Origin of the sequence: Streptomyces sp. NPDC091377, from assembly GCF_044757045.1 — a bacterium.
In the GTDB taxonomy this organism is placed as follows: domain Bacteria; phylum Actinomycetota; class Actinomycetes; order Streptomycetales; family Streptomycetaceae; genus Streptomyces.
In genome coordinates this window covers 768,821-784,947 of sequence record NZ_JBIVUE010000001.1, presented here as the reverse complement: position 1 = coordinate 784,947, position 16,127 = coordinate 768,821, and the positions used below count along the sequence as shown (strand labels likewise).

General features: G+C 72.5%; 18 protein-coding genes. 7 read left to right on the top strand and 11 right to left on the bottom strand.

Annotated elements, in window-relative coordinates; translation table 11 throughout:
* Window positions 1-4 precede the first annotated feature (4 nt).
* Complete coding sequence (locus ACIQNG_RS03475) at window positions 5-517, top strand: hypothetical protein (protein ID WP_401429841.1); 513 nt, start codon at window positions 5-7, stop codon at window positions 515-517.
* 38 nt (window positions 518-555) lie between these two features.
* Here the strand turns inward: ACIQNG_RS03475 and ACIQNG_RS03470 are convergent, their stop codons facing one another.
* A complete protein-coding gene (locus tag ACIQNG_RS03470) occupies window positions 556-1,308 on the bottom strand; it encodes a hypothetical protein (protein ID WP_401429839.1) in 753 nt (250 codons plus the stop codon).
* Window positions 1,309-1,665: 357 nt separating this feature from the next.
* Between ACIQNG_RS03470 and ACIQNG_RS03465 the strand changes: the two genes are divergently transcribed.
* Genes ACIQNG_RS03465 through ACIQNG_RS03455 form a run of 3 tightly spaced genes read left to right on the top strand, consistent with a single transcriptional unit; the run spans window position 1,666 to window position 4,711 of the window.
* Window positions 1,666-2,943, top strand: coding sequence for a magnesium transporter MgtE N-terminal domain-containing protein (locus ACIQNG_RS03465; protein WP_401482429.1), 1,278 nt, complete (start codon window positions 1,666-1,668; stop codon window positions 2,941-2,943).
* Entirely contained in the window at window positions 2,936-3,535 is a 600-nt protein-coding gene (locus tag ACIQNG_RS03460) for a DUF1003 domain-containing protein (RefSeq protein WP_401482428.1), read from the top strand. Before ACIQNG_RS03465 ends, ACIQNG_RS03460 begins: the two co-directional genes overlap by 8 nt.
* Window positions 3,536-3,577: 42 nt before the next feature.
* Window positions 3,578-4,711: an Mrp/NBP35 family ATP-binding protein gene (locus tag ACIQNG_RS03455; protein WP_401482427.1), complete on the top strand. Its 1,134-nt coding sequence runs from the start codon at window positions 3,578-3,580 to the stop codon at window positions 4,709-4,711.
* A gap of 505 nt (window positions 4,712-5,216) precedes the next feature.
* Here ACIQNG_RS03455 and ACIQNG_RS03450 read toward each other — a convergent pair.
* The 5 genes from ACIQNG_RS03450 to sigE all read right to left on the bottom strand — a co-directional run bounded on the left by ACIQNG_RS03450 (window position 5,217) and on the right by sigE (window position 10,699).
* Window positions 5,217-5,831, bottom strand: a complete 615-nt coding sequence (locus ACIQNG_RS03450) for a hypothetical protein (protein ID WP_401482426.1) — start codon at window positions 5,829-5,831, stop codon at window positions 5,217-5,219.
* Between the two features lie 187 nt (window positions 5,832-6,018).
* Window positions 6,019-6,495 carry a sec-independent translocase gene (locus ACIQNG_RS03445; protein WP_401482425.1) on the bottom strand — a complete coding sequence of 159 codons (477 nt, stop codon included), beginning with the start codon at window positions 6,493-6,495 and terminating at the stop codon, window positions 6,019-6,021.
* Window positions 6,496-6,657: 162 nt separating this feature from the next.
* A complete protein-coding gene (locus tag ACIQNG_RS03440; RefSeq protein WP_401482424.1) occupies window positions 6,658-8,304 on the bottom strand; it encodes a trypsin-like peptidase domain-containing protein in 1,647 nt (548 codons plus the stop codon).
* Window positions 8,305-8,933: 629 nt separating this feature from the next.
* Window positions 8,934-9,929 carry a zf-HC2 domain-containing protein gene (locus ACIQNG_RS03435; RefSeq protein WP_401482423.1) on the bottom strand — a complete coding sequence of 332 codons (996 nt, stop codon included), beginning with the start codon at window positions 9,927-9,929 and terminating at the stop codon, window positions 8,934-8,936.
* Window positions 9,926-10,699, bottom strand: a complete 774-nt coding sequence (gene sigE, locus ACIQNG_RS03430) for an RNA polymerase sigma factor SigE (RefSeq protein WP_401482422.1) — start codon at window positions 10,697-10,699, stop codon at window positions 9,926-9,928. The genes ACIQNG_RS03435 and sigE overlap by 4 nt, the downstream gene beginning before the upstream one ends.
* 187 nt (window positions 10,700-10,886) lie before the next feature.
* Between sigE and ACIQNG_RS03425 the strand changes: the two genes are divergently transcribed.
* On the top strand, window positions 10,887-11,561 hold the full coding sequence (locus tag ACIQNG_RS03425) for an O-methyltransferase (protein WP_401430088.1): 675 nt from the start codon (window positions 10,887-10,889) through the stop codon (window positions 11,559-11,561).
* A 265-nt stretch (window positions 11,562-11,826) separates the two neighbouring features.
* On the opposite strand, the gene ACIQNG_RS03420 is transcribed toward ACIQNG_RS03425, so the two are convergent.
* Together ACIQNG_RS03420 and ACIQNG_RS03415 are read right to left on the bottom strand one after the other, a co-directional pair.
* Complete coding sequence (locus ACIQNG_RS03420) at window positions 11,827-11,994, bottom strand: DUF3117 domain-containing protein (protein ID WP_003966491.1); 168 nt, start codon at window positions 11,992-11,994, stop codon at window positions 11,827-11,829.
* Window positions 11,995-12,143: 149 nt separating this feature from the next.
* Window positions 12,144-12,308, bottom strand: a complete 165-nt coding sequence (locus ACIQNG_RS03415; RefSeq protein WP_401482421.1) for a hypothetical protein — start codon at window positions 12,306-12,308, stop codon at window positions 12,144-12,146.
* A 67-nt stretch (window positions 12,309-12,375) separates the two neighbouring features.
* Here ACIQNG_RS03415 and ACIQNG_RS03410 point away from each other — a divergent pair, with 67 nt between their 5' ends.
* Entirely contained in the window at window positions 12,376-13,179 is an 804-nt protein-coding gene (locus ACIQNG_RS03410; RefSeq protein WP_401429823.1) for an enoyl-CoA hydratase/isomerase family protein, read from the top strand.
* A 54-nt stretch (window positions 13,180-13,233) separates the two neighbouring features.
* Here ACIQNG_RS03410 and ACIQNG_RS03405 read toward each other — a convergent pair whose 3' ends face one another.
* Together ACIQNG_RS03405 and ACIQNG_RS03400 are read right to left on the bottom strand one after the other, a co-directional pair.
* Window positions 13,234-13,839 carry a DNA-3-methyladenine glycosylase I gene (locus ACIQNG_RS03405; protein WP_401429821.1) on the bottom strand — a complete coding sequence of 202 codons (606 nt, stop codon included), beginning with the start codon at window positions 13,837-13,839 and terminating at the stop codon, window positions 13,234-13,236.
* The gene (locus tag ACIQNG_RS03400) at window positions 13,836-14,207 is read right to left on the bottom strand and encodes a DivIVA domain-containing protein (RefSeq protein ID WP_401482420.1); all 372 of its coding nucleotides are present in this window, start codon (window positions 14,205-14,207) and stop codon (window positions 13,836-13,838) included. Before ACIQNG_RS03400 ends, ACIQNG_RS03405 begins: the two co-directional genes overlap by 4 nt.
* A gap of 149 nt (window positions 14,208-14,356) precedes the next feature.
* On the opposite strand from ACIQNG_RS03400, the gene folP reads away from it, so the two are divergent.
* Window positions 14,357-15,217, top strand: a complete 861-nt coding sequence (gene folP, locus ACIQNG_RS03395) for a dihydropteroate synthase (RefSeq protein ID WP_401429817.1) — start codon at window positions 14,357-14,359, stop codon at window positions 15,215-15,217.
* A 149-nt stretch (window positions 15,218-15,366) separates the two neighbouring features.
* On the opposite strand, the gene ACIQNG_RS03390 is transcribed toward folP, so the two are convergent.
* Window positions 15,367-16,125, bottom strand: coding sequence for a TIGR00730 family Rossman fold protein (locus tag ACIQNG_RS03390; protein ID WP_401429815.1), 759 nt, complete (start codon window positions 16,123-16,125; stop codon window positions 15,367-15,369).
* Window positions 16,126-16,127: the final 2 nt, after the last annotated feature.

Here is a 16,127-nt window from a genome sequence, read left to right as displayed (position 1 = left end):
TGCCATGACACGTGAGCTGCTCGACCGGGCCCTTGTCGAGGAGGCCACCAAGAAGTCGGGCCTCGTCTGGGTGCGCGGGCCCGCCGGTCCGGCCCGCGCGCTGTGGCACGTCTGGTTCGAGGGCGCCGCGTACGTCGTCGGCGACGGGCCCGGTGAGCAGCCGCTGCCGGGTCTCGCCGACGGAGACGCCGCCGAGGTGACCGTACGCAGCAAGGACAAGGGCGGACGGCTGGTGGTGTGGGAGGCGCGGGTCTTTGAGCCGGCGCCGGGCTCGCCGGCGTGGGAGGCGGCGGTCGCCGAGCTGAAGGGCAAGCGGCTGAACGCCCCCGACGGCGAGGCCGTGCCCGGTCGCTGGCGCCGTGAGTGCCGGGTGCTGCGCCTGGAGCCGACAGGGACGACGACACCGCTGCCGGACGGCTCCCTGGCCGAGCCGCCGCTGCCGACCCCGGCCACCACCCGCGCACCGGTCCCCGCCGCCCTGCCCCGGCTGCTCGCCCGCCGTCGCCGCAGAAGCTGAGGGGACCTGGGGGAGGGACGGGGAGGAGAGGCAGAGGTTCAGGACGTCGGCAGTTGCTGCCCGTAGTCCACGGTCTCGTCCTTCGCCGGTTCCTCCAGGGGGAAGTCCTTGCCCCAGTCGGAGAAGGTGAGGGTGCCGGCGTCGCCCGCGCGGGCCAGCCGCAGGGGGTACGGGGTGCCCTCCAGGGAGACATCGAGGGTGCCGCCGGCGCCCTTGTCCCCGGTGAGGCGGACGGTACGCACCCCGGACTGCTCGTGCCGGCCGTCGGTGGACAGCGCCCCGTGCAGAGTCAGCAGCCCCTTGAGCAGCACGTCTTTCTGGGTGAAGCCGCTGAACCGCCGGTAGGAGGGGTCACCCTGCGGGACCTTCACATACTTGCCGTCGAGCTTCCCGGCCGCGGCGGTGTCCTTGCCGCCCCCGCCGCCCTTGCCACCGTCGGTCCAGAAGTCCGCGCTCGCCTTCAGGAACAGCTCCTCGCCGATCCTCAGCAACTGGAAGGTGGAGGTGCCGGAGGTCACCGAGCCGGTGCCGCCGTCCTCCTTCAACCGCATGTCGAGCCGGTACGACGTGCCGCCCGCCGTGACGCTCCCCGCCAGCCGTACCGTCTCCGCGGCCTCCGCCGCCGTACGGGTCCTGGTCTGGATCTCCTTCGGGGTGAGCTTGCCGACGCCGTTCGTGCCCGCGTCGGGGTCCGCGTCCCCGCCGCCGCATCCGGTCAGCCCGGTCGAGGCCACGGCCAGGGCGCACAGCGCGCCCACCAGGGTGGTACGGCGGACTCGGCCCCGGCGCATAACGATCACAGGTGACGCTGCCTTTCTGGCGGTTCCCCGAGCGGGATTCCTGAGCGTTCTCCTCAGCGGCGTACGGCAGCGTACCCGGGCCCCGAACACGGGTCGGAACCAGTCCGTCCCCCTCCCCCACCGACCGCCTCCGGACCTCTCGCCCGGCCCGTCCCCCCTCCGTCCGCCCCGCTCGCGGAGTCCGTCCGGACCCCCTACCAGCGCGGACGGAGGGGGGACGGGCTAGCCTGAAGGGCGATCGAGCCGACAGGCTCACGCACGAGTGCCGACCGGCTCCCGCACGCGTACGGCACAGCGCGCGGGCCCACGCGCGGCCCCGCCCGCCGGCACGCGTAAGGAGGTGCGGCCATGGCCGCCGGTGCCCCCCGGATCTTCGTCTCGCACCTGTCCGGCGTCGCCTGCTTCGACCCCAACGGCGACGCCGTGGGCCGGGTGCGGGACATCGTGGTCATGCTGCGGGTCGGGGGCCGTCCGCCCCGGGTGCTCGGGCTGGTCGTGGAACTCTCCACCCGCCGCCGGATCTTCCTGCCCATGACCCGGGTCACCGGCATCGACTCCGGCCAGGTCATCACCACCGGCGTGGTCAACGTCCGCCGCTTCGAGCAGCGCCCCACCGAACGCCTGGTCTTCGGTGAACTGCTGGACCGCCGGGTCACCCTCACCGAGACCGGCGAGGAGGTCACCGTCCTCGACCTGTCGCTCCAGCAGCTACCGGCCCGGCGGGACTGGGAGGTGGACAAGGTCTTCGTCCGCAAGGGCCGCAAGGGCGGCTTCCGGCGGGCCAAGGGCGAGACGCTGACCGTGGAGTGGTCCGCCGTCACCGGGTTCACCCTGGAGGAGCAGCAGCAGGGCGCGGAGAGCCTGCTCGCCACCTTCGAACAGCTCCGCCCGGCCGACCTCGCCAACGTGCTGCACCACCTCTCCCCCAAGCGCCGCGCCGAGGTCGCCGCCGCCCTGGACGACGACCGGCTCGCCGACGTCCTGGAGGAACTGCCCGAGGACGACCAGATCGAGATCCTCGGCAAGCTCAAGGAGGAGCGCGCCGCCGACGTCCTGGAGGCGATGGACCCGGACGACGCGGCCGACCTGCTCTCCGAACTGCCCGAGGAGGAGCAGGAGCGGCTGCTCGCCCTGATGCAGCCCTCCGACGCGGCCGACGTACGACGGCTCCTGGCGTACGAGGAGCGCACCGCGGGCGGGCTGATGACGACCGAGCCGATCGTGCTGCGCCCGGACGCCACCGTCGCCGACGCCCTGGCCCGGATCCGCAACCCCGACCTCTCCCCCGCGCTCGCCGCGCAGATCTACGTCTGCCGCCCGCCCGACGACACCCCCACCGGCAAGTACCTGGGCACCGTCCACTTCCAGCGGCTGCTGCGCGACCCGCCCTACACCCTCGTCAGCGCCCTCCTGGACGACGACCTCCAGACCCTGGCCCCGGACGCGGCGCTGCCGGTGGTCGCCGGGTTCTTCGCGGCGTACGACATGGTCGCGGCGCCCGTCGTGGACGAGTCGGGGTCGCTGCTGGGCGCGGTGACCGTGGACGACGTGCTCGACCACATGCTGCCGGAGGACTGGCGGGAGACCGAGTTCCACCTCGGGGAGGGAGCGGTGAACGATGGCTGAGCGCGAGGGCGGCCGGGAGCGCACCCCCGCCGGGGCCACCGCGTCCACCCGTACGCGCGGCCGGACCCGTCTCGACCAGCCGAGCCAGCGCCGCCGGAGGCTGCCCGAGTGGGACCCGGAGGCGTTCGGACGGCTCTCGGAGCGGATCGCGCGGTTCCTGGGCACCGGGCGGTTCATCGTCTGGATGACGGTCGCCATCATCGTCTGGGTGGTGTGGAACATCACCGCGCCCGAGCACCTGCGGTTCGACCAGTACCCGTTCATCTTCCTGACCCTGATGCTCTCCCTCCAGGCGTCCTACGCCGCCCCGCTGATCCTGCTCGCGCAGAACCGGCAGGACGACCGGGACCGGGTCAATCTGGAGCAGGACCGCAAACAGGACGAGCGCTCGATCGCCGACACCGAGTATCTGACCCGGGAGATCGCCGCCCTGCGCATCGGCCTCGGCGAGGTCGCCACCCGTGACTGGATCCGCTCCGAGCTGCAGGACATGGTCAAAGAGCTGGAGGAGCACTCCGACGGCAGGCGCCGGGACGGACACCGGGTAGTCCCGGCAGAACGGTCGGGGCCGCGTGACGCAGAAGACCGCTGACGGGCTTCCCGGGGGCCCGGTGCGGCGCCGTACCATCGTCCTATGGCTACGGAAGACGCGGTGCGTGAAGCACTGGCGACGGTGAACGACCCCGAGATCAACCGCCCCATCACCGAACTCGGGATGGTCAAATCGGTGGAGATCGGTGCGGACGGGGCGGTCGCGGTCGCCGTGTACCTGACGGTCTCCGGCTGCCCGATGCGTGACACCATCACCCAGCGCGTGACGGACGCGGTCTCCGCGGTCGAGGGCGTGACCCGGGTCGACGTCACGCTCGACGTGATGAGCGACGAGCAGCGCAAGGAACTGGCGACCGCGCTGCGCGGCGGCCAGACCGAGCGCGAGGTCCCGTTCGCCAAGCCCGGCTCGCTGACCCGGGTCTACGCGGTCGCCTCCGGCAAGGGCGGCGTCGGCAAGTCCTCCGTGACCGTCAACCTGGCGGCGGCGATGGCGTCCGACGGCCTGAAGGTCGGTGTGGTGGATGCCGACATCTACGGCCACTCCGTGCCGCGCATGCTGGGCGCCGGCGGGCTTCCCACCCAGGTCGAGAACATGATCATGCCGCCGTCGGCGCACGGTGTGAAGGTCATCTCCATCGGCATGTTCACCCCGGGCAACACCCCGGTCGTCTGGCGCGGCCCGATGCTGCACCGCGCCCTCCAGCAGTTCCTCTCGGACGTCTACTGGGGTGACCTGGACGTCCTGCTCCTGGACCTGCCGCCGGGCACCGGTGACATCGCCATCTCGGTCGCCCAGCTGGTGCCGAACGCGGAGATCCTGGTCGTGACGACCCCGCAGCAGGCGGCGGCCGAGGTCGCCGAGCGGGCGGGCTCCATCGCCGTACAGACCCATCAGAAGATCGTCGGCGTGGTCGAGAACATGTCCGGCCTGCCGTGTCCGCACTGCGGCGAGATGGTCGACATCTTCGGCACGGGCGGCGGTCAGCTCGTCGCCGAGGGCCTCACCCGCACCACCGGCGCCCATGTCCCGGTGCTGGGCTCCATCCCCATCGACGTCCGCCTCCGCGAGGGCGGCGACGAGGGCAAGCCGGTCGTCCTCACCGACCCCGACTCCGCCGCGGGCTCCTCCCTGCGCGCCATCGCCGGGAAACTGGGAGGCCGCCAGCGTGGCCTGTCGGGCCTGAGCCTGGGCATCACCCCGAGGAACAAGTTCTGACGAACAACGGGGGAACGCCCCGCTCGGGGACACGGGGCCCTGCGCGAGAAGCGACCCGCATGGGAGCACGAGGAACTCCACGAGAAGCGACCCGCTCGGGGGCGCTGGGCCCTGCGCGAGAAGCGACCCGCTCGGGGACACGAGAAACTCCACGAGAAGCGACCCGCTCGGGGGCGCTGGGCCCTGCGCGAGAAGCGACCCGCTCGGGGACACGAGAAACTCCACGAGAAGCGACCCGCTCGGGGGCGCTGGGCCCTGCGCGAGAAGCGACCCGCTCGGGGACACGAGAAACTCCGCGAGAAGCGACCCGCTTGGGGGCGCGGGGAACTGCGCGAGTAGCGACCACCCCCCGCACCCGCCGGACCACCCCGCTCCCGCGACGAAGGGGCGCCGACACCGACAGCGCCCCTTCACGCACCGGTCAAGCACACCCGGCGCACCCGGCGCTCCCGTCGAACGCGCCGACCGAACCCACCGACCCCACTGAACGCGCCCGGCGCCGCCGTCACGCGTACTCGGCGATGTCCTTGACCACGGCGAAGCCCAACCCGTACGCGCTCATCCCCCGCCCGTACGCCCCGAGATGCACCCCGTCCGCGGTGGACCCGGCGAGCACCCACCCGAACTCGGACTCCCGGTAGTGGAACGGCTGCGGCACCCCGTCCACCGGCAGGGACAGCGTCGACCACTCCGCCCCCTCCAGATCGTCCGCGAGGACCCACGCGGTGTCCGTCTGCTGTTCCAGCCAGTTGTCACGCATGCTGTGGTCCATCTGGCCCGGCCAGGTGAAGGCCAGCAGCCCGACGCCCGCGAGCCAGGCCGCCGAGGACACCGACGTGGCCTCCAGCAGTCCGGTGCCGTCGGCGCTGCGCCGGGACGGGCTGGCGGCGACGGTCACCACGACCGCGAACCGCTCCCGGTCCTCGCCAGTCGTCTCGGCCCGTACCGAGGGCTCGTCACCGTGTCCGATCGAACCGTGCTCCACGGCTCCGTCGGCCGCCGTCGCCACCTGCATCAGCCAGCGCGGCCCGGTGAAGGCCCCGTCGAGGCCGTACCAGGGGAAGTCCGCGTTCAGGTAGCCATCGACCGCCTGCGCGACCGCCCGACTCGTCGTCTCCATGTGCCGGAGCCTCCTCGCTCTCGTCGAACCGCCGCGGCCCGCCCCCCATTCGGGCGTACTCGACCGGTCCGCGCAACAACTCGGCAGCATATCGACACCTCAGAGGGCATCCGGGAAACGCCCGGCGCAGAGGTCGCCCGGACGGCGCGTTCCCGCCGTGTGAGCGGTCACACGGCTATGAGAAGCGTCACGTCGCGTCGGCGTCGAAGGGCGGCCGGTCTTCGCGGGCGGGCTCGGGCTTCTTGACCATGTCGACCCGGCCGTCGGACGGGGCGGCCGGGGTGGCGGGGGACGAAGACGACGAGGACGACGGGGCCGACGACGAAGCCGACGAATCGGAGTCCCGGCCATGGACGGCGTCCGTGACCTCGGCCATCTCCTTCTTCAGGTCGAAGCCGTTGCGCAGCTCCTTGAGCCCCAGTTCGTCGTTGTCCATCTGCTTGCGGATGAACGTCTTGGGGTTCAGGTCCTCGAACTCGAAGTCCTTGAACTCGGGTCCCAGCTCCTGCCGTATGTCCTGCTTGGCGCTCTCCGAGAAGTCGCGGATCTTCCGGATCGTCCGTGTCACGTCCTGGATGACCTTGGGGAGCTTGTCCGGGCCGAAAATGAGCACGGCGAGGACGATGAGCGTCACCAGCTCAAACGGTCCTATGTCATTGAACACCTGAAGCTCCTTGCCATGTCCCGGGCCGGAACCAAGGTACCCGGCGACCCTGTCCGACCGGTACCGTCCCGCGACGTCCGGGTGGGTGCACCCGACCGGATTCTTCCGGTGCCTGCCGTGCCGACGTGCTCTGTCGGCCCGCCTCTGTGCCCGGCACGGGGATCAGTCACCGTCCGAGGAGCCCAGCACCAGGGAGACCGTCCGCTCCTGTCCGTCGCGGCGCAGCGTCAGCTCCAGCCGGTCGCCGGGGCGGTGCGAGCGGATTTTGATGATCAGTTCCTCGCCGGAGTGGACGCGTCGGCCGTCGATCTCGGTGATCACATCGCCGGGCTCGATGCCGGCCCGGTCGCCGGGGCCGCCCGCGGTCACGGGTGAGCCGCCGTCGCTGCCCTCGGTGCCCACCCGGGCGCCGTCGCCGGAGTGGTTCATGTCGAGGGTGACGCCGATGACGGGGTGGGTCGCCCTGCCGGTGTTGATCAGCTCTTCGGCGACGCGTTTGCCCTGGTTGATCGGTATGGCGAAGCCGAGCCCTATCGAACCGGCCTGGCCGCCGTCCGTCTCGGAGCCGCTGCCCGCGGAGCGGATGGCGGAGTTGATGCCGATGACCCGGCCCCGGGAGTCCAGCAGCGGCCCGCCGGAGTTGCCGGGGTTGATGGGGGCGTCGGTCTGGAGGGCGTCGACATAGGAGATGTCGCTGCCGTCCCCGCGCTCGCCGCCCGCCGTGATCGGGCGCTCCTTGGCGCTGATGATTCCGGAGGTGACGGTGCCGGAGAGGTCGAAGGGGGCGCCGATGGCCACGACCGGGTCGCCGACCTGCACGTTCTCCGAGTTGCCGAGGGGGGCGGGCTGGAGTCCCTTGACGCCGGTCACCTTCACCACGGCGAGGTCGTAGCCGCCGTCGCGTCCGACGACCTCGGCCTTCGCCGTGTCGCCGCTGTGGAAGGTCACGGTGATCTCGCCGTCGGATCCGGCGGGCTCGACCACATGGTTGTTGGTGAGGATGTGGCCGCTGCCGTCGAGCACGAACCCGGTTCCGGTGCCGCCCTCGCCGCCACCGGACACATGCAGGGTCACCACGCTGGGCAGCGCCCGCGCGGCGATCCCGGCCACGCTGTCCGGCGCCCGTCCGGCCGGTTCCTTCCCGGCCTGCGGCAGTTCGACGTCGGCGATCCCGCCGTTGCGCTCCAGGTAGGCGCCTACGGCTCCACCGAGGCCGCCGGACATCAGGGCCAGCGCGAGGGCCGCACCGATCAGCAGCCGTCGGGCGCGCCTGCGCCGCTGCTGCCGGCTCGGCACGGCGGCCCCGTTCTGCTGGAGGGGCCCGCCCGCCCCGGCGGACGGCTGCTCGGCCCCGGAAGGGGTCGCCCAGGGGTCGTAGCGCTGCCAGGGGCCGGGTGGGGTGTCTGTGGCGGCTGGTGCCGGTACGGAGGGCGCCTGCGGGGCCGCCGGAGCCGGTGCGGGCGGGCTCTCCTGCCGGGGCACGGTCGGTACCACCGGCGTCCTGTGCGGCGGAGTCGCCACCGGGTGCTGCACGGGCGGCGCGAGCGCCCAGGGCCCGGGCTCACCGTAGGGCGGAGTGCTGTAGGGATCCGGGTCGTGCAACGGCTTGACCACCCCGGAGGAAACGGCCGCCCCGGCTCGGACAGACCCAGCGGATTCCCCGGCTGCCGCTTCCACCGGCTCGGGGGAAGCCGGGGCGGCCACCTGCGCCGGCCTGGAGGAAGCCGGGGCGCCCACCTGCGCCGACTTGGAAGGAGCCGACGCTGCCGCCTGCACCGGCCTGGAGGAAGCCGAAGCTTCCACCCGCACCGGCGAAGTGGACCCCGCGGACGCCCCCTGCACCGCCTCCGAGGAAGCCGCAGACACCCCCGCAACCACCGAAGCGGACCCCGTCGAAGCCTCCGGCACCGGCACCGACCCAGAGGCCGACCCGGCAGCGACGGCCGCAGACCCGGCCGCGAGGGCCACAGCCCCTTCAGCCACAGCCCCGTCAGCCGCAGGCTCATCGACCGAAGCCCCGTCAGCCCCGGCCCCGCCGACTCCGGCCCCGCCGACCGCAGGCCCGCCGACCCCTGCCCCGTCGGTCTGCTCCCCCGCCGTCGCCCCCGTCGCCCCCGTCGCTCCGGGGGTGCCGAGGGGTCGTTCCAGTACAAAGTCGCCGTCGGGCGAGGTGGGGTCGCGCAGCGGGAAGTCGCCCTCGGCGTCGGCGGTCGGTGGTGGCACCTCCGGGGCGGAGGGTGGTGGTGTCGGTTCCGGTGGCCCCGACGGGCCCGGCGCGGGCTTCCCCTCGTTCATGCTCTCCCCACAGCTGGAGCCTGTCGTCCGGACCTTCCCCGGTCGCGCTGGGCCGAGCCCGTGCCGTCGCGTCCCTCAAAGGCCCTGGCGGCAGCCCACCGTGGATTCAACCAGGTTCGCGCGCCCGCGAGCGGACTACCAGGTCAGCGGGCCGGGACGGACGGTCCGGCCGACGGCGCCCCGGACAGGCCGGGCAGCGGACCGGCGAGCAGACCGGGCGGCATGACGTCCGCGACCTCGGACCACGCCGTCAGTGTGAGCGGCGGGGTCACGCTGAACGGGCGTATGAGCGGGGACATCGCCGCGGCACCGGCCTCCACGGCCGTGGTGAGCGGTTCGGACGCCTCGTGGGCCGCCGCGTCGGACGCCGACGTGCTGGGCACGCCCGGCAGGAGCGGCGCGGACGCCTCGGTGGCCGCGAGGGGGGTGTCGGCGAGCGATCGCTGGCCCTGGGCGAGGACAGGCCCCACCCCACGTCGGCGCTGGCTGTCGCCGCCCGTCGTGGCCCCCGCGCCCGGCGTGCGCATCGGCGTCACATTGCTGCCGTTGCCGCCGCGGGCGTCCGTCGTGGTGTCCCCGGGCATACCGGTGGTGACCCCGCCCAGCGCGATCGCGGCCAGCGACACCGCCCCGGCGGCGACGAACGCGAACCGTCGGCTGCGGGAGGCGGCGGACCGCTCGGCGTCGGGCCGCCGGACCTCGTGGATACGGAAACCCCTCGGGGTCCCGGAGGCCGGAAGCACCGGGGCGTGCGGCCCGGCGGGGACATAGCCGAACTCGAAGCGCTCGCCGCGCTTGGAGCCGAACAGCCCGGCGGGGGGGCGTCCCGGGCCCGGGACGCCGTCGAGGAAGCCGTCGTCCGGCGGACCGCCCCCGTCGTCGTCACCGCCGCCCGGCAGCCCCTGGAGACGGGCCAGGAAGCTCTCGGAGAGCGGCGGCGGGGCCGCCTCCGCGAACACGTTCTTCAGCCGGCGCTGGGCGTCGACCTCCGCCTTGCACCGCGCGCAGGTCGCCACATGTGCCAGCACGCGCTCGCGCGCGTCATGACCCAGCTCGCCGTCGACCAGGGCGGCGAGTCGGTCTCCCAGATGCTGTTCTGCGAGGCGCTCCTCGACAGATTTGGGCCGTGAACCACTCACGCGGACGCGCCCCCTCCCCCCAGAGCGGGAACGCGCGCCACGAAGGAGCGGCGCTCACGACGCGCCTCCGGCGAGCGATGGGCGAGGGCCTTGCGGAGCTGGGAGCGACCGCGGTGGATCCGGGAGCGGACCGTGCCCAGCTTGACGCCGAGGGTGGCGGCGATCTCCTCGTAGGACAGGCCCTCGATGTCACAGAGCACGACCGCGGCGCGGAACTCCGGCGCCAGGGTGTCCAGCGCCTGCTGGACGTCCGCGTCGAAGTGGGCGTCGTTGAAGATCTGCTGCGGGTTGGGCTCCCGGCTGGGCAGCCGCTCGGCCGCGTCGTCACCCAGGGCGTCGAAGCGGATGCGCTGCTTGCGGCGCACCATGTCCAGGAAGAGGTTGGTGGTGATGCGGTGCAGCCACCCCTCGAAGGTGCCCGGCGTGTACGTCGACAGCGAGCGGAAGACCCGGACGAAGACCTCCTGGGTCAGATCCTCGGCGTCGTGCTGGTTGCCGGTGAGGCGGTAGGCGAGGCGGTAGACCCGGCCGCTGTGCGTGCTGACGATCTCCTCCCAGGTGGGCGGAGTCCACGCCTGCCCGTCCGCGTCGCTGGAGAAAGTCGCGGTCTGGGTCTGGTCAGCGGCGTGACGGTGGTCAGCAGCGGTGTCGTTCACGGATTTCGGCCTGCCCGCCGACGTGAGGATGCGCCACAGCACTCCTCCCCGGTCCCCGGGCTCGGCCGCACCTCCCCTGTCGGCTCTGGTGGTGTCCAGTGGAGCCCCTACCATAGCCACCTCGCCCGTTAGCTCCCCATAAGCGGTTTTACGAGAATTTGATCTGTGCTGACACGGCTCATGCGGCTGCGTCAGCACTTGGTCCGCGCCCTGCTCGTCGTCGTGATCCAACTGTGTCCCCCGGTCTCCCGCACACCCTTCTAAACGCGCGGTCCCATCTGCGGGTTCCCGGCGGCAACGGATACAGTCACGCCCGAGGCACCGACGGGGACAGGAGAGGGTCATTACCGGCAACCGGCAGACGAGCTGGGCGTTCGCCGACGCCTATGTCGCCGAGGACGAAGCGCTGCACTGGGCCCGTGACCGGGCCCTTGATGCGGGGCTGCGCTCGGTGTCGCCCGGCACGGGTGCCGCGCTGCGGCTGCTGGCCGCCTCCGTGGACGCCAAGGCGGTCGCGGAGATCGGCACCGGCACCGGCGTCTCCGGTATCCATCTGCTGCACGGCATGCGCCCCGACGGGGTGCTGACCACCGTGGACCCCGAGCCCGAGCACCAGCAGTTCGCCCGGCAGGCTTTCCGCGCCTCCGGCTTCGCCAGCAACCGGGCCCGCTTCATCCCCGGCCGGGCCCTGGACGTGCTGCCCCGGCTCGCGGACGCGGGCTACGACCTCGTCTTCTGCGACGGCGATCGGCTGGAGGTCCTCGACTACCTCGCTGAATCGTTGCGCCTGCTGCGCCCCGGCGGCCTGGTCGTCTTCGAAGGGATGTTCGCCAACGGGCGCACGGTGGACTCCGGGCCGCAGCCGACCGAGGTGCTGCGGCTGCGCGAGTTGCTGCGCTCGGTGCGGGAGAGCCAGGACCTGGTGCCGTCGCTGCTGCCGGTGGGCGACGGCCTGCTGTGCGCGGTCAAGCGCTGACACCCGCCACCGCGCACCCAACACGCACCGATCACCGATCACCGATCACCGATCACCGATCACCGATCACCGATCACCGGCCACTGATCACCGGCCACCGGCCATCACACACCAGACACCCGACACCCGACACCTGACCCCGCGCACGGGACCAGAGATCCGTCCGAACGGCCAGGTCAGGAGCCCCGTACAGCAATCAGCCGCCCCGGCACGAGATGCGTGCGGGGGCGGCTGAAAGGGTATGGTCGCCTGCGGAATCGGGGGCTCAGCCCACGACCTTCTTGAGGGCGTCGCCGAGCGCGTCGGCCTCGTCCGGGGTCAGCTCGACGACGAGCCGACCGCCGCCTTCGAGCGGAACGCGCATGACGATGCCCCGCCCCTCCTTGGTCACCTCGAGCGGGCCGTCACCCGTTCGCGGCTTCATGGCCGCCATGCTCGTTCCCCTTCCTGAAACCAGCTCAATCGTCAAAGCCGAAAACCCCCTGAAGGGCATGCGCGCACCCTCAGCGGGAGACGCACCACCGGCATCGAACACATTGCTTCCCAGCCATTATCCCGCATCTCAGGACCCGATGACCAACATCAGTCGGCATCGCTTGGGCAACACGCGCGAGCAAAACCACTCAATTCGGCGATCGGACAGCGATACTGCGCGCCCGCACTCTCTTCCGGCCACCGGAAGACGGCCTGAATTCTTTGACGCAGGTCACACGTCCGTTCCGGTGCAATGGCGGCGATCTCCGCCATGCTGTCGTGGGTACACGACCTACCGTTCGGTACGCCGCCGGACGCCAGACGACGGAGGGGACCCGCCATGGCCGACACCGTGCGCTACGAGGTGAGCGACGGGCTCGCGACGATCACGCTGAACCGCCCCGAGGCGATGAACGCGCTGGACACCGCGACCAAGGTCGCCCTGCGCGAGGCGGTGCGATCGGCGGCGGACGACGACGCCGTACGGGCCGTGCTGCTGACCGCCGCCGGGGACCGGGCGTTCTGTGTGGGCCAGGACCTCAAGGAGCACATCGGGCTGCTGACCTCGGACCGCGAGACGGGCGACGGCCGGACGATGAGCACCGTGCGTGAGCACTACAACCCGATCGTGAAGGCGCTGGTCAGCATGGCGAAGCCGGTGGTGGCCGGGGTGAACGGGGTCGCCGCCGGGGCCGGATTCGGGTTCGCGCTCGCCGCCGACTACCGGGTGGTGGCGGACACCGCCTCTTTCAACACCTCGTTCGCGGGCGTGGCCCTCACCGCCGACTCCGGTGTCTCCTGGACCCTGCCGCGGGTCGTCGGCCCCGGCCGGGCGGCCGACCTGCTGTTCTTCCCGCGCGGGATCAAGGCGCAGGAGGCGTACGAGCTGGGCATCGCCAACCGGGTCGTGCCGGCGGCCGGGCTGCGGGCCGAGGCCGAGCAGGTGGCCCGCGCCCTGGCCGGGGGGCCGACCGTGGCGTACGCGGCGCTGAAGGAGTCCCTCGCCTACGGCCACTCCCACTCCTTCGAGGAGACCCTGGAGAAGGAGGACGCCCTCCAGACCCGCGCGGGAGCGTCCGAGGACCACGCGATCGCGGTACGGGCGTTCGTGAACAAGGAGAAGCCCGCGTACCTCGGCCGCTGAAGCCCGTGCCGAGCCGCTGGGACCCGCGGGCCCGCCGAGACCTCCCCGCCAGGTCTAGGGCCTGTCCGTCGCTTCCCGGCCGCCTCGCGCCACGCACCCCGCGAGGTGGTCGTCGACCAGTCCGCACGCCTGCATCAGGGCGTACGCCGTCGTCGGGCCGACGAAGCGCAGGCCGCGCTTCTTCAGGGCCTTGGACAGGGCCGTCGACTCGGGGGTGACCGCGGGGACGTCGGCGAGGGTCCGGGGGACCGGGCGCCGGGCCGGATCGGGGGCGTGCGACCAGATCAGCGCGTCCAGCTCGCCCGGCGCCCAGTCGGCGAGCACGCGCGCGTTGCCCATCGTGGCGTCGACCTTGGCGCGGTTGCGGATGATCCCGGTGTCGGCGAGCAGCCGGTCGCGGTCGGCGTCGGTGAAGGCGGCCACGGCGGCGATCTCGAACCCGGCGAAGGCGGTACGGAAGCCGGGGCGGCGGCGCAGGATGGTGATCCAGGACAGGCCGGACTGGAACGCCTCCAGGCTGAGCCGCTCGAAGAGGGCGTCGTCGCCGTGGACCGGGCGGCCCCACTCCTCGTCGTGGTACGTCATGTAGTCCGGGGTGGACAGTGCCCAGGGGCAGCGCGGCGCGCCGTCCTCGCCGGGGATCGCGGAACCGTCGCTCACTGGTGGTCCCCCGTGCCCGGCTTGTCCAGGGTGACGGCGCCTGCGGTGGGCGCTCTGTCCTCGGCAGTGTCGCGGGGGCCGGCCGCCGCGGACTCCAGGTCGGCGATCCGGGCGTCGCGCTCGGCCAGTTCGGCGCCGAGGCGGTTCAGGGCGTCGTCCACGTCGGCCATGCGGTAGCCGCGGACGGCGAGCGGGAAGCGCAGGGCGTCCACGTCCGCGCGGCCCACCGGGCGGTCCCAGGGCAGCGGGTCGTGCAGCCGCTGCGGCTGTGCCTCCGGCAGCGGGCCGCTGCCGTCGCCGCCGCCGACCACCGCGAGGGTGACCGCGGCGACCACGACGGCGAGCGCGACGACCAGGAACAAGAACATGACCATCGGGTGTGCCCCCACGCTCCGTGTGCTGTGTAGTGGTCCGATCGTGCCATGCGAGTCCGACAGTTAGGGTCACAGGCGGCCGGAAAGGCCGTGGACCTCGACGGACGGCGGACGTCGGGCTGAAGACGTAAGGAAGGTCACGGATGCTCAGGCTGGGCAAGCGGGAGTTCGCACCGCACGAGCCGGTGATCATGGCGATCGTGAACCGGACCCCGGACTCCTTCTACGACCAGGGGGCGACCTTCGCCGACGAGGCGGCGCTCGCGCGCGTGGAGCGGGCGGTCGCCGAGGGGGCCGCGATCATCGACATCGGCGGGGTCAAGGCCGGGCCGGGCGAGGAGGTCACGGCCGAGGAGGAGGCGCGGCGCACGGTCGGTTTCGTGGCCGAGGTGCGGCGGCGCCACCCGTCCGTCGTGATCAGTGTGGACACCTGGCGGGCCGAGGTCGGCGAGGCGGTGTGCGAGGCCGGGGCGGATGTGCTGAACGACGCGTGGGGCGGGGTCGATCCCCGGCTCGCGGAGGTGGCGGCGCGCTACCAGGTGGGTCTGGTGTGCACGCACGCCGGCGGCGCGGAGCCGCGGACCCGGCCGCACCGGGTGACGTACGACGATGTCGTCGCCGACATCCTGCGGGTGACGCTGGGGCTCGCGGAGCGGGCGGTGGCGCTCGGCGTGCCGCGGGAGTCGGTGATGATCGACCCGGGGCACGACTTCGGGAAGAACACCCGGCACAGCCTGGAGGCGACGCGGCGGCTCGGGGAGATGGTGGAGACGGGGTGGCCGGTGCTCGTCTCCCTGTCCAACAAGGACTTCGTGGGGGAGACGCTGGACCGGCCGGTGAAGGAGCGGGTGCTGGGGACGCTGGCCACGACCGCGGTGTCGGCGTGGCTGGGGGCCCAGGTGTACCGGGTGCACGAGGTGGCGGAGACCCGGGAGGTGCTGGAGATGGTGTCGACCATCGCCGGGCACCGGGAGCCGACGGTGGCCCGGCGGGGGCTGGCCTAGGAGTCACGCTCCCGACGCCCTGAGGCTCCGCCCCCGGACCCCGGACCCCGGGCCCGGCCCCCCGACCGGCTCTGGGCGGGCCTCGCCTCGGACGCCGGTCGGGGGCGAGGGCGCCCGTCCGGCATCTGAGGACTCGGGTCCGGTCCTCGCTACCTGCCGGTCTCCTTGGACACCAGCGACACCGCCTCCTCCACGTCGTCCGTGACGTGGAAGAGGAGAAGGTCCTTCTCGGCTGCCTTGCCCTGGGCGACCAGGGTGTTGCGGAGCCAGTCGAGGAGGCCGCTCCAGTACTGGGTGCCGAACAGGACGATCGGGAAGCGGGTGACCTTCTGGGTCTGGACGAGGGTGAGGGCCTCGAAGAGTTCGTCCAGGGTGCCGAGGCCGCCGGGGAGGACGACAAACCCTTGGGCATACTTCACAAACATCATCTTCCGGACGAAGAAGTAGCGGAAGTTCAGCCCGATGTCGACGTACTTGTTGAGGCCCTGCTCGAAGGGCAGCTCGATGCCCAGGCCGACCGAGACCCCGCCCGCCTCGCAGGCCCCCTTGTTCGCGGCCTCCATCGCGCCGGGGCCGCCGCCGGTGATGACCGCCCAGCCGGCGTCCACCAGCGCCCGGCCGAGCTGGACGCCCGCCTCGTACTCCGGTGAGCCGACGGGAGTGCGGGCCGAGCCGAAGACGCTGATCGCGGGCGGCAGTTCGGCGAGCGTGCCGAAGCCCTCGATGAACTCCGACTGGATGCGCAGCACCCGCCAGGGGTCGGTGTGCACCCAGTCCGACGGGCCGCCCGCGTCCAGCAGCCGCTGGTCAGTGGTACTCGCCGTCACCTGCCCCCGCCGCCGGAGGACCGGTCCGAGGCGCTGCTCCTGCGGCGGACGCCGCCCACCCTCAGAGTTGCCGGTGACCATAT